This is a genomic window from Rhodoferax sp. GW822-FHT04A08 (genome assembly GCF_058801025.1).
Genome location: NZ_JBXAMW010000017.1, coordinates 19350 through 31391 on the forward strand (window position 1 = coordinate 19350; position 12042 = coordinate 31391).

A 12042-nucleotide genomic window follows, 5' to 3' on the forward strand; every position below is an offset into this window, starting at 1 on the left:
GAGGACACCATGGCTGAACTCGCCACTATTGCAAGGCCCTATGCCGAAGCGCTGTACAAGGCTTCTGCAGGTGATCTGGCTGCGGTAAGCACCTGGGTTGAAGAGTTGGCTGCAATTGCCAGCAACGAACAGTTGCTGCAATTCGCCGACAGTCCCAAGGTGACCTCTGCACAAGTCTTTGATGTGATCGCGGGTGTGGCCAAGTCGGCCCTGGGCGATCAGGCCAAGAACTTCCTGCGCACTGTGATCGAGAACGGTCGCCTGAGTGTTCTGCCTGAAATTGCTGCACAGTTCCGGGCGTTGAAAAACGCCCAGAGCGGATCTTCTGACGCTGTGGTTTTCAGCGCTTTCCCGATTGATCAGGCGGCATTGGCTGATGTGGCAGCAACGCTGGAAAAGCGTTTCGGCCGCAAGCTCAATGTGTCTGTGGAACTGCAGCCTGAACTGATCGGCGGCATTCGTGTCGTGGTGGGTGACGAGGTTCTTGATACATCTGTCAAGGCGCGTCTGGAACAAATGAAAGTGGCACTGTCAGCCTGAGGCGTTTGCCGCAGTCTGCAGCCCTAACTAAAGAAAGAAGGAAAGAGTCATGCAACTCAATCCCGCAGAAATCTCTGAACTGATCAAGAGCCGTATTGAAGGTCTGTCCGCCAGCGCCGACATTCGCAATCAGGGCACCGTGGTGTCGGTGACCGACGGTATCTGCCGCATCCACGGTCTGTCTGACGTGATGCAGGGCGAAATGCTTGAGTTCCCCGCCGGTAGCGATGGCCTGCCCACCTACGGTTTGGCGCTGAACCTGGAGCGTGACTCTGTTGGCTCCGTTATTCTGGGTGAATACGAACACATCTCCGAAGGCGATACCGTCAAGTGCACGGGCCGCATTCTGGAAGTGCCCGTGGGTCCCGAGCTCAAAGGCCGTGTGGTCAATGCGCTGGGTCAGCCTATCGACGGCAAGGGCCCCATCAATGCCAAGCTGACTGACGTGATCGAAAAAGTGGCTCCTGGCGTGATCGCCCGTGAGTCCGTCAGCCAGCCCATGCAGACCGGCCTGAAGTCCATCGACTCCATGGTTCCCGTCGGCCGCGGTCAGCGCGAGCTGATCATTGGTGACCGTCAGACCGGCAAGACTGCCGTGGCCATTGACGCCATCATCAACCAGAAGGGTCAGAACATGACCTGCGTGTACGTTGCGATCGGCCAGAAGGCGTCTTCTGTCAAGAACGTGGTGCGCGCTCTGGAACAAGCCGGCGCCATGGAATACACCATCGTTGTGGCAGCTACCGCTTCCGAGTCCGCCGCCATGCAATACGTGTCTGCCTACTCTGGCTGCACCATGGGCGAGTACTTCCGCGATCGCGGTGAAGACGCACTGATCGTCTATGACGATCTGTCCAAGCAAGCCGTGGCTTACCGCCAGGTTTCCCTGCTGCTGCGCCGTCCTCCAGGCCGTGAAGCCTACCCCGGCGACGTGTTCTATCTGCACAGCCGCCTGCTGGAGCGTGCAGCTCGCGTGAATGCCGACTACGTCGAAGCCTTCACCAAGGGTGCCGTGAAAGGCAAGACCGGTTCTTTGACCGCTCTGCCAATCATTGAAACCCAAGCCGGTGACGTGTCTGCCTTCGTTCCGACCAACGTGATTTCCATTACCGACGGTCAGATCTTCCTGGAAACCTCGCTGTTCAATGCAGGTATCCGTCCCGCTATCAACGCCGGTATCTCGGTGTCCCGCGTGGGTGGTGCTGCCCAGACCAAGCTGGTGAAGAACCTGTCTGGTGGTATCCGTACCGACTTGGCCCAGTACCGTGAGCTGGCTGCGTTCGCGCAGTTCGCCTCCGACCTGGACGAAGCCACCCGCAAGCAGCTGGACCGTGGTGCCCGTGTGACCGAGTTGCTCAAGCAAGCCCAGTACAGCCCGCTGACCATCAGCCTGATGGGCGCAACATTGTTCGCAGTGAACAAGGGCTTCATGGACGATATCGAAGTCAAGAAGGTTCTGTCCTTCGAGCACGGCCTGCACGCTTATCTCAAGGACAAGCATGCCGCTTTGCTGGCCAAGCTGGAAGCTGACAAGGCAATGGATAAAGACGCTGAAGCTGAATTGAACGCTGCCATCACAGCCTTCAAGAAGACTTTTGCTTAATTCCGCCCTGACGATCCAAGGAGCCATCAATGGCAGCAGGTAAGGAAATACGCGGCAAGATCAAATCGGTGGAAAACACCAAGAAGATCACCAAAGCCATGGAAATGGTGGCCGCATCCAAAATGCGCAAGGCGCAGGACCGGATGCGCGCTGCCCGTCCATACAGCGAAAAGATCCGCAACATTGCGAGCAATCTGGGCAAGGCCAATCCCGAGTACACGCATGCCTTCATGCGTGCCAACGATGCGAAGACATCCGGCTTCATCGTCGTCACCACCGACAAGGGTCTGTGCGGCGGCATGAACACCAATGTGCTGCGCGTGGTCACTGGCAAATTGCGTGAAATGCAAGGTGCGGGTGAATCTGCACAGGCCGTGGCCATTGGCAACAAGGGTCTGGGTTTCCTGAACCGTGTTGGCGCCAAAGTGGTCTCGCATGCGACCCAGTTGGGTGATACCCCTCACCTGGACAAGTTGATTGGCCCGGTCAAGGTATTGCTGGATGCGTACACCAAGGGTGAGTTGAAGGCTGTGTATCTTTGCTACACCAAGTTCATCAACACCATGAAGCAGGAGCCGGTGGTTCAGCAACTGCTGCCCCTCTCGGCTGCTGAAATGGACGCGCAGGCTGCCGCCAGCGGTACGCAGCACGGTTGGGACTACATCTACGAGCCGGACGCACAGTCGGTGATCGATGACTTGCTGACTCGCTATGTGGAAGCACTGGTGTATCAGGCGGTTGCAGAGAACATGGCATCCGAGCAGTCTGCACGGATGGTGGCCATGAAGGCTGCTACCGACAATGCAGGTAGCGTGATCGGGGAACTCAAGTTGGTCTACAACAAGACCCGCCAGGCCGCGATTACCAAAGAGTTGTCCGAAATCGTTGCGGGTGCTGCCGCGGTGTAAGTCGCAGCATTCGTTGTACAAGTAGTTATAGATTTAATTTTTGGAGCAAACAATGGCTCAAGCTAACTCCCCAGTTCAGGGAAAAATTGTTCAGTGTATTGGCGCGGTGGTGGACGTTGAGTTTCCCCGTGACAAGATGCCCGGCATTTATGACGCGCTGAAGATGGAAGGTTCCACCCTGACGCTGGAAGTGCAGCAGCAGCTGGGCGACGGCATTGTCCGTACCATTGCTCTGGGTTCTTCCGACGGTCTGCGTCGCGGCATGATCGTTTCCAACACGGAAAAACCGATCTCCGTTCCCGTGGGTCAAGCTACCCTGGGTCGCATCATGGACGTGCTGGGTGCGCCCATCGACGAGCGCGGTCCTGTGAATGCAGATCTGCACATGTCCATTCACCGCAAGGCTCCTACTTATGACGAGCTGAGCCCTTCTCAGGAACTGCTGGAAACCGGCATCAAGGTGATTGACTTGGTATGCCCCTTCGCCAAGGGCGGTAAGGTGGGTCTGTTCGGTGGTGCCGGTGTGGGCAAGACCGTGAACATGATGGAACTGATCAACAACATCGCCAAGGCGCACAGCGGCCTGTCCGTGTTCGCCGGTGTGGGTGAACGTACCCGTGAAGGTAACGACTTCTATCACGAAATGGCCGATTCCGGCGTTGTGAACCTGGAAGACCTGCCCAAATCCAAAGTGGCCATGGTGTACGGCCAGATGAATGAACCCCCGGGCAACCGTCTGCGCGTGGCTCTGACCGGTCTGACCATCGCGGAGTCGTTCCGTGACGAAGGCCGTGACGTGCTGTTCTTCGTGGACAACATCTACCGTTACACGCTGGCCGGTACCGAAGTGTCCGCTCTGCTGGGTCGTATGCCTTCCGCCGTGGGTTACCAGCCTACGCTGGCCGAAGAAATGGGCCGTCTGCAAGAGCGTATTACCTCTACCAAGGTGGGCTCCATCACTTCCATCCAGGCCGTTTACGTGCCTGCCGATGACTTGACCGACCCGTCTCCTGCGACCACGTTTGCTCACTTGGACTCCACCGTTGTGCTGTCCCGTGACATCGCTTCCCTGGGTATCTACCCCGCTGTGGACCCGCTGGACTCCACCAGCCGTCAGCTCGACCCCAATGTCGTGGGTGAAGACCACTACAACACGGCCCGCGCCGTGCAAGGTACGCTGCAGCGCTACAAGGAATTGCGTGACATCATCGCGATTCTGGGTATGGACGAACTCGCTCCCGAAGACAAACTGACCGTGGCCCGTGCCCGTAAGATCCAGCGTTTCCTGAGCCAGCCTTTCCACGTGGCTGAAGTGTTTACCGGTTCCCCCGGCAAGTACGTAACCCTGGCTGAAACCATCCGCGGCTTCAAGATGATTGTGGCTGGCGAATGCGATCACCTGCCGGAACAAGCGTTCTACATGGTCGGTACCATTGACGAAGCGTTCGAAAAAGCCAAAAAGGTTGCCTAAATGAACACCATCCACGTTGATGTGGTCAGTGCAGAAGAGTCCATCTTCTCCGGTGAAGCGCGCTTTGTAGCGCTGCCCGGTGAAGCTGGCGAGTTGGGGATCTATCCCCGCCACACTCCGCTGATCACGCGCATCAAGCCTGGCTCGGTGCGCATTGAAAAGGCCGATGGCTCCGAAGAGTTCGTCTTCGTTGCCGGCGGCATTCTGGAAGTGCAACCCAACTGCGTGACTGTGTTGTCCGATACCGCCATTCGTGGCAAAGATCTGGATGACGAGAAGGCCAATGCCGCCAAGGCCGCCGCCGAAGAGGCCATCAAGAACGCCAAGAGCGAGATTGACCTAGCCAAGGCGACTTCCGAACTCGCAGTCATGGTGGCCCAGATTGCAGCGCTGCGCAAGTACCGTCAGAAGCGGTAATTAGATGTGCCACCAAGCAAGACCGCCTTTTGGGCGGTTTTGTTTTTTGTGCTGCGCATTCCTCGCACATGAGGGAAAATTGCCAGCATGGCAAGAACAAAATCCAAATTGCAGGCTGCGGCGGTGGGTGGAACGCCGGACGAGGTGGAGGCCACTTTTTACGAGGGTCTGCGTGAGGGCGACGCCGACAAAGTCATGTCATGCTGGGCAGATGAGGACGACATCGTGTGTATTCATCCGGGAGGTGCGCGCCTCCTGGGTGCTGCCAGCATTCGCGCAGCGTTCGAAGAGATGTTCTCCAACGGAGGCACCCTCCAGCTCGATGTAACCAATGTGCGTCATGTTCACGCAGTAGCGTGCGCGATACACCACGTCAGCGAGCGCGTGGAAGTGGTCACGCAGCGAGGGCCGGTTCAGGCCTATGTACTGGCTACCAATGTGTATATCAAGACCGCACAAGGCTGGCGTCTGGTTGTTCATCACGCCAGTCCAGGTACAGAGTCACAAATGCAAGAAGACGTGTCCCAACCCAAAGTACTGCATTGAACGATTTGTTCGCCTACACCGCGCCTGTGTGGCTGCCCGGCGGGCACTTGCAAACCATATGGCCAGCGCTTCATAGTCGACGCTTCGCCGAAGCCCATGAGAGCTACAGGCGCACTCGGTGGACCACTCCAGACCAGGATTTCATCGACGTAGACTGGCTAGATGCTCACCAGGGCGAGCCGGGTCCACCAATGCCAAGGAACCCCTTGCTTGTGCTGTTCCACGGACTCGAAGGCAATTCCCAAAGCCACTACGCCCGTGCCTTTGCTCAGTTTTCACGACAACAAGGCTGGAATTATGTGGTGCCGCACTTTAGAGGATGTAGTGGTGAAATCAATCTCGCGCCACGGGCCTACCACTCGGGTGACCATGAAGAAGTCGACTGGATACTGCGACGTCTGAAGACCCAATACCGTGGGCCCATCGTGGCGGTCGGCGTGTCCTTGGGCGGCAATGCGCTGTTGCGCTGGGCACAGGAATCCGGACGTACAGCAGAGGAAACGGTGCATGCAGTGTGCGCGGTGTGCGCACCAACCGACCTCACGGCCAGTGGTATGGCGCTGGGACAAGGTTTCAACAAGTTCACCTATACGCCGATGTTTCTGAATACGATGAAACCAAAGGCCTTGCTCAAACTGCGTCAACACCCAGGGCTGTTCAGCCAGGAAGCGCTGCTGTCTTCGCGCAATTTGTATGACTTTGACAATGTGTTCACCGCGCCGCTGCACGGCTTTAAGGATACGCAGGACTATTGGAGCAGAGCGTCATCCAAACCCCGGCTGCAAGCACTGCTGCTCCCCACACTGATCGTCCACGCGCACAATGACCCGTTTGTACCTGCATGGAGCCTGCCGGTCCGGCAGGATGTGGGCGCCAATGTCACCTTGTGGCAGCCACGTCGCGGAGGCCACGTGGGCTTCTCCACCGGGAGGCCCCCGGGAAGTCTGCACTGTCTGCCAAGCGCTGTCGGACAGTGGCTACAACAACATATTGCGTAAAAGGATTGCTATGGATGACATCGTCAAACAGGCCATGCTGAAATGGCCCAACGTGCCCCATTGCTATGGATGGCTCGGGCTGGACGCGCGCGGCAATTGGTACATGCGAGACGACAGAGCGCAGGCGCAAGGTGGCTTTGCCAGTGGCGTACCGGGTGCGAAAGGAAGCCTGCTGCAGCACACCAAACTGATTGAGTTCATACAGCGCAACTACGCCGCAGACAATGAGGGTCAACAGTTCTTTCAGAATGGACCGCAGCGCGTGTATGTGGAGCTGGAAGCCACACCCTGGATATGGCGTATATCAGACCATCATCAAATAACCGCACATGACGGCAGTCTGGCCAATTTGAAGCAGTGCCTGGTAGACGAGCGAGGTTGGCTCTACTGCGAAACAGATGTGGGCTTCGGCTTGGTACATACCCAGGACGTGGCGAATGCGGCAGATGCCATTGAGCAGCAACTGTGGACGATCAAGGAAGTGAACCGTTCCGAATTGGAGGGACGGTATGGCTATGTCTGCAGCCCGCAAATCCGACAGACAACAAAAAAGCCGGTTGACTGAACCGGCTTTTCTAAAGGTGCGAGCGCGTGCTTACTTGGCAGGCTCGGACGCAGCGGCCGCTGGCGGCTTGGGTTCTTCAAACTTGGCGCCGCCTGCGTTGGCCATGTAAACCACACCGCGTGCCACTTCGAAGTCGGACAAGTCGCCACCGCCTTGTGGACCCATGTTGCCCTTGCCCTTCAAGGCAGAGTTCCACAGTGCGTCAAAACCATTCTTGATACGAGGACCCCATGCGCTGGCATCACCAAACTTGGGAGAGCCAGCAGCACCAGTCAAATGGCAGGCATAGCACTGGGCCTTGAACACCTGTTCGCCTGTACGTGGGGCACGGTTGGCATCGCGGATCTCGACCATACCAACTTTCTGAATGCGCTCTGCCACCGCACGTTCCAGGTCAACCGAGCCAGCGGCCGGCTTGTTGCCGGAAGTGACGAAGTACACCAGTCCAATGATGATGAACACGGGGATGATGAAGGAAAAACCCACCGCCACCAGCAACTGCTTGGGATTGGTGATGGGGCCAGTGTGTGCCTCATCGTGGCCGTTAACGTTACTGGTGTCGCTCATAAAATCCTCGGAGTGGGTGCGGCTTCAGAATGAAGGCTGGATTATAGCGGGGTGCTTGCGTGAATACACCTACAATGTCGGCTGCGAGTTGCGGCTGTAGCTCAGTGGATAGAGTATTGGCCTCCGAAGCCTATGGTCATCGGGGGTTCAGCCGCAAAAGTGAGTATTGGTCTGTTTTCCGAAGTGCGGCTGTAGCTCAGTGGATAGAGTATTGGCCTCCGAAGCCAAGGGTCGTGGGTTCGATCCCCGCCAGCCGCACCACCAGAGGGGAAACCGCAGAGTCGGTGCTCACATGAGCAAGAATTTCTGGTGGTGGCCAATAGTCGAACAGCAGATTTGTGACCGGACGCATGGGACTGAACATCCGGGAAGGGGCGGGATGAGCCGGGACAAAACGGGCCGGGGCCAATGAAATCAAGGGGTTGCGGGGCAAATCGGCCCTCTGAGGCATTTTGGGCCATCGTAGCACCGGACGCATGGACATCGGGCCAATCGCGTCTCCTAGGCCGTTTTGGCGCGTCGGGCTCCACAACCCGTCCGCCCCTCTGAAGCGCACGTAAACCCGCGTCAATAAAGGCTTTTCAGGCACCACAGGCCAAACTGGCCGGCAGTCGGCAGGTGGGACTCACCCAGCGAACTTCCACGACTGCGTGGGAGTTTGACAGCGAGCGTAGGAGTTTCTTAACGTGTTGATCTACAAAGGGAAATTTGGGTCTGTAAATAACTGCATGATTCTCAAACTCCCACGCATTTTGCTCAGTTTTTAGGCAGACCATCCACGTAACTTCCACGTTTTGGACGAAAAAAAGCCCCTTTTCAGGGGCTTTTGATGGGGTGAAATCAGGGGTTATAAACCCAGTTTTAAGGCCAATTCAAAGCGGCTTTTTCAGCACCCGATACAGGTGGCGGCGAGTCAATTTGAACTCCCGGCGCAGCAGGTCAAAGGCCTCTCCAGCATCAAATCGGCGGGCAATTTCACGGTCGCGGTGGGCCAATAGTGCCATGCGGCAGACCGGGATGTAAACCGGGGTTCCAGCGTAACGTTTCACCAACTTTTCAGCCGCCTCTGGGCCCACCGTTTCAACCAAGATCTCCCACATCCTGGATGTGCCATTGACCACTTCGGGAATCTTCAGATCATCGCCGCCGAACGTCTTGACCAGGTCGATGGTCGCCTCCAGGCCCATGACCTCTATCAGCTCTTTGGCGCTGGCCGGGAGCGAGTCGACTTCTTCCACGTCGCGCAGCGGCAGCGTCGTGTCAAAAAGGGAGTACTGCTCGCGTGGCGGCATGACATGGCGGCGTACGCTCATCGCGTTGCTGCTCCGTTCTTGTTCTGCTGATATGTGAGCGCAGCGCTTATCTTTTGGAGCTGCTCGCAGGTCGCCCACTCGTAGAACTGCAGGCCAAACATCTGACTTGCAATCCCATCGGCATAGGTGTCGGGTAGCCTATCCAGGCTGATGAGCTGAGCGCGGATTTTGCGCACCAGTTTGACTTTCTCAGGTGCTGGCGTTGGCCTGGACGGACGCTTGGTCTTGTCACTTGCAACAGGCTTGAAACCGCATGCCTTTAGGTGGTCCAAAACCCGCTGGCGGCCAACATGATCCAGCTCGCTTGAGCTGGTGACACGGCCTTGTGTCCAAAGCATGGCCCGGTAGTCGGCATCAGTGAGGCCGAGCTGCTTCTTTGCGACGTGGATTTTTGCCAGGTCACTATTGCGGTGATCACGTGCTAACTTGCTCATTTCCAGCTCGCTTTCTTGGCGTGCCCAATGTGCCACCCGCTGCAAAATTGGCACCGATAGGCTTGCATGAAACCAATGCGTCCCTCCATGCGCCGCACCAGCTTGTGGATCGCAATCTGTGCGCCCTGTTCGTCCAGGTGACGCACCTTGCCTTTGCAGGCATTTCGACGGATACGGCGCTTGCTGCTCATGACTGCACCAGGGAAGTAAAGAGACCGCGTTGGGCGGGTTCATCAACATGGGTAAGGCGGCAGTCCGGGCAGTAGTGCCGGTTCTTACCCACTTCGAAGGCATGAGCTGCGCACAACGGGCGATCGCAGGTGTGACCTCCACCGTCAGGACCATCACACAAGTACGCGCTCATCTCCAGGCAAAGCTGCTGCTTGCCATCAATGCCAACCTTGGCAGCACAGGGCTTGGGCATTTTGGTACCCCGCATATGCACCATCATTCCGTTAAAGCGATAGAAAGGCATCAATCGCTCCCAAGCAGCAATGGGCCCTTGCGCTGACGTGGTGTGCTGGTGACCTCTGGCATCACGACCTGGTCAGCCCTGACAGACGTGAAGTTCACTTCTGGAACTTCGCCGGGGATGTACCTGGTGCGTAATGAACTAGAGCCGGAACCGTAGTCGGTCTTAACCAGCAGACTCTCCTGCAGCAGCGCTACCAACTTCATTCCCTTGTCAGCTGGCATGAGCAGCTCGCAGCTGAAGCCAATATTGACAACGCACATGGGGACGTTTTTCACGGGACGGCTCATGAAGTCCATCCCTTCAGCGCGGCAAACGTGCGTTCAACTTCCGGTCCAGTCAAAATAACCGAGTGCCGTGGCGTGACTGACTCACGCAGCATTTGGATCTCCTGGCGGATAGCGGCCAGTTCAATAGCCACAGTCCTGTCAATTAATGGTCGACGTAGGTATTCGTCAATCTCAGAAAATGCACTTCCGAAGCTATCGTGGGATTTATTGCTCATGTCAGCAGCTCCCGTTGTGCGATGCCACCAACACCGTGATTCAGTTGGGCGGACTTCGCGGCAGTCATTCCAGCCAGGTTGTGGCCGTAGTCGGTTCTCTTGCCTGCGCCAGTGTCCCTAACGGTGTCCTTTCCGAGGTCGGGATACTTGGACTGCATGTAGGAAAGCAGCAGCGGTTTATCCTGGTCGCCGGTGGCGAAGCGCTGCACCAACTGGCGCACTCCGAACACCCAACCCTTTGCAAACTCATCGCCCCGAGTGGTCTTGGTGATGGGCTTGCAGTTCTTGGGTTGCTTGCGGATGTGTTCCAGTCGAGCCTTGGCGCACTGGCGTGACAGCACTTCATAGGCGTAGGCCGCAACTGCGGGCGCGGCATTGGTGCCGATAAACACATACTCCCGCGTGCGGACATAGTTTCCGGCTTCGTTGTAGCGCCCCTTGATGCTGGCGAAGTGTTCGCAACCGAAGGCGTCAACTACCAGGTTCACCAGGCGTATCTCCCACAGGTTCGCTGCGGTCGATACAGCTCTTGCACGAACCTCATTCACGTCGATGAGCGTCATGTCCTGTTCGCCGACTGCATGCTCAGCCATCAGCTTCTGTGCCTGGCGCATGGCGGCTGCGGCTTCATGGGTGCCAGCGCACTTTGCCAGGGCCAGACACTTCTTGATCTTGGCAATTGCTTGGTCGCGCGTCATACCTTCCTCCATTCACCTTTTTCGATATAGACCAGTACGACTGGAAGCGGATCACATGAAGCAACTCGAAACCGGGCAGACTTGTCGACAGTCGAAAGGAATTCGGCGGACTCAACTACCTTGTCAGCGCATTCCTGATCGTCAGCATCGAATCTGATAACTGTCTTCCAAGCCCCGCTGTTGTTTAGCTGCAGTTGGCATGGTTTTTTCAGTTCGATGACGTGCCTTGCTGTGCTCATTTGGCGGTCCCCGTATATTTATGGAGCCCTACACACCACGCCTTAGGCGGTGTGTAGGGCTTGTTGGTGAAAAGGCTGGGCACCCTGAGTGCATCAGTTGCGCCTTTGCGAACGGGAGTCATAGCCGGAGGCGCGTAGTGCTTGGTATTGGCGCTCATGGTTGAGACCCGTCCTTAAACCGAGCAATCTCCACCGGTTCGATATCTGCATCTTTTCCGATGCATACGCCGGTCTCATCGCGTTTGATGGCTTCGTACCAATTAGCCAGAGCAGCTGCGCTGCTGATGGTGTGATGCAAGGCCTTGTGCTTATCACCAGTGATGCATGCGCGCAAGCACTTTCCGGCAAGGTAGCCGACCAGCCAGAACCAGTTCTCTGCGCTCTTGCCGCGATCATGTGCATCGCCCCAACGAATACGTTGATGGGCGGCTTCGGCCTGGACGGCCGTTAGGAACTCTGCGGTCTGCGGGTTGTTAATCAGCGTGTCAAGGCGATCACGCTCTTCCGCCTTGCGTTCGAGTCGGTCATAGTCCACCTGGGATATTTGAATCATGCGGTCTCCCTAGTGGATGTTGGTGAAAAGAGACCACAGGTGCTTGGTCGCAGCGATCCAACCATGCTGAAACTCAGGGGGCAACTCGGCCCAGCTGGGTTCCCGAAACACTCCGATGAAGGCGCCCTGGCGTTTCATCTCGGCCACATGGGCTTCAAAAGCCTCACGTGCTAGCTGTTCAAACGACTTCATGACTTGGCTCCTTCCCGTGAC

17 protein-coding genes and 2 tRNA genes are annotated in these 12042 nt (G+C 57.0%); 10 read left to right on the forward strand and 9 right to left on the reverse strand.

The window, feature by feature from the left end:
* Positions 1-9: 9 nt before the first annotated feature.
* The 8 genes from AC1RMF_RS22650 to AC1RMF_RS22685 all read left to right on the forward strand — a co-directional run bounded on the left by AC1RMF_RS22650 (position 10) and on the right by AC1RMF_RS22685 (position 7048).
* Positions 10-540 carry a F0F1 ATP synthase subunit delta gene (locus AC1RMF_RS22650; RefSeq protein WP_493144489.1) on the forward strand — a complete coding sequence of 177 codons (531 nt, stop codon included), beginning with the start codon at positions 10-12 and terminating at the stop codon, positions 538-540.
* 49 nt (positions 541-589) lie between these two features.
* Positions 590-2143, forward strand: coding sequence for a F0F1 ATP synthase subunit alpha (gene atpA / locus AC1RMF_RS22655; protein ID WP_342619583.1), 1554 nt, complete (start codon positions 590-592; stop codon positions 2141-2143).
* 29 nt (positions 2144-2172) lie between these two features.
* The gene (atpG, locus tag AC1RMF_RS22660; RefSeq protein WP_342619582.1) at positions 2173-3051 is read left to right on the forward strand and encodes a F0F1 ATP synthase subunit gamma; all 879 of its coding nucleotides are present in this window, start codon (positions 2173-2175) and stop codon (positions 3049-3051) included.
* Between the two features lie 52 nt (positions 3052-3103).
* Positions 3104-4522 carry a F0F1 ATP synthase subunit beta gene (gene atpD, locus AC1RMF_RS22665; RefSeq protein WP_342619581.1) on the forward strand — a complete coding sequence of 473 codons (1419 nt, stop codon included), beginning with the start codon at positions 3104-3106 and terminating at the stop codon, positions 4520-4522.
* Complete coding sequence (locus AC1RMF_RS22670; RefSeq protein WP_342619580.1) at positions 4523-4939, forward strand: F0F1 ATP synthase subunit epsilon; 417 nt, start codon at positions 4523-4525, stop codon at positions 4937-4939.
* Positions 4940-5026: 87 nt separating this feature from the next.
* Positions 5027-5485 carry a YybH family protein gene (locus AC1RMF_RS22675; RefSeq protein WP_342619579.1) on the forward strand — a complete coding sequence of 153 codons (459 nt, stop codon included), beginning with the start codon at positions 5027-5029 and terminating at the stop codon, positions 5483-5485.
* Positions 5486-5490: 5 nt separating this feature from the next.
* Positions 5491-6483: a YheT family hydrolase gene (locus tag AC1RMF_RS22680; RefSeq protein ID WP_493144605.1), complete on the forward strand. Its 993-nt coding sequence runs from the start codon at positions 5491-5493 to the stop codon at positions 6481-6483.
* 10 nt (positions 6484-6493) lie between these two features.
* Entirely contained in the window at positions 6494-7048 is a 555-nt protein-coding gene (locus tag AC1RMF_RS22685) for a DUF2946 family protein (RefSeq protein ID WP_493144490.1), read from the forward strand.
* A 30-nt stretch (positions 7049-7078) separates the two neighbouring features.
* Here AC1RMF_RS22685 and AC1RMF_RS22690 read toward each other — a convergent pair whose 3' ends face one another.
* On the reverse strand, positions 7079-7615 hold the full coding sequence (locus AC1RMF_RS22690; protein WP_342619576.1) for a c-type cytochrome: 537 nt from the start codon (positions 7613-7615) through the stop codon (positions 7079-7081).
* Positions 7616-7705: 90 nt separating this feature from the next.
* On the opposite strand from AC1RMF_RS22690, the gene AC1RMF_RS22695 reads away from it, so the two are divergent.
* Positions 7706-7771, forward strand: a tRNA-Arg gene (locus tag AC1RMF_RS22695).
* 29 nt (positions 7772-7800) lie between these two features.
* A tRNA-Arg gene (locus AC1RMF_RS22700) sits at positions 7801-7876 on the forward strand.
* 611 nt (positions 7877-8487) lie between these two features.
* On the opposite strand, the gene AC1RMF_RS22705 is transcribed toward AC1RMF_RS22700, so the two are convergent.
* The 8 genes from AC1RMF_RS22705 to AC1RMF_RS22740 all read right to left on the reverse strand — a co-directional run bounded on the left by AC1RMF_RS22705 (position 8488) and on the right by AC1RMF_RS22740 (position 12021).
* Positions 8488-8928 (reverse strand): Mor transcription activator family protein, encoded by a 441-nt coding sequence (locus tag AC1RMF_RS22705; RefSeq protein WP_493144493.1) that lies wholly within the window; start codon positions 8926-8928, stop codon positions 8488-8490.
* Positions 8925-9362, reverse strand: a complete 438-nt coding sequence (locus AC1RMF_RS22710; protein WP_493144495.1) for a gp16 family protein — start codon at positions 9360-9362, stop codon at positions 8925-8927. The genes AC1RMF_RS22705 and AC1RMF_RS22710 overlap by 4 nt, the downstream gene beginning before the upstream one ends.
* On the reverse strand, positions 9359-9553 hold the full coding sequence (locus tag AC1RMF_RS22715) for a hypothetical protein (RefSeq protein WP_493144497.1): 195 nt from the start codon (positions 9551-9553) through the stop codon (positions 9359-9361). Before AC1RMF_RS22715 ends, AC1RMF_RS22710 begins: the two co-directional genes overlap by 4 nt.
* A gap of 283 nt (positions 9554-9836) precedes the next feature.
* Entirely contained in the window at positions 9837-10124 is a 288-nt protein-coding gene (locus AC1RMF_RS22720; RefSeq protein ID WP_493144499.1) for a hypothetical protein, read from the reverse strand.
* Positions 10121-10339, reverse strand: coding sequence for a hypothetical protein (locus tag AC1RMF_RS22725; RefSeq protein WP_493144500.1), 219 nt, complete (start codon positions 10337-10339; stop codon positions 10121-10123). The genes AC1RMF_RS22720 and AC1RMF_RS22725 overlap by 4 nt, the downstream gene beginning before the upstream one ends.
* Complete coding sequence (locus AC1RMF_RS22730; RefSeq protein ID WP_493144501.1) at positions 10336-11037, reverse strand: DUF2786 domain-containing protein; 702 nt, start codon at positions 11035-11037, stop codon at positions 10336-10338. The genes AC1RMF_RS22725 and AC1RMF_RS22730 overlap by 4 nt, the downstream gene beginning before the upstream one ends.
* A 393-nt stretch (positions 11038-11430) precedes the next feature.
* The gene (locus AC1RMF_RS22735; RefSeq protein WP_493144503.1) at positions 11431-11829 is read right to left on the reverse strand and encodes a hypothetical protein; all 399 of its coding nucleotides are present in this window, start codon (positions 11827-11829) and stop codon (positions 11431-11433) included.
* A 9-nt stretch (positions 11830-11838) separates the two neighbouring features.
* Positions 11839-12021, reverse strand: a complete 183-nt coding sequence (locus AC1RMF_RS22740) for a hypothetical protein (protein ID WP_493144505.1) — start codon at positions 12019-12021, stop codon at positions 11839-11841.
* Between the last annotated feature and the right edge of the window lie 21 nt (positions 12022-12042).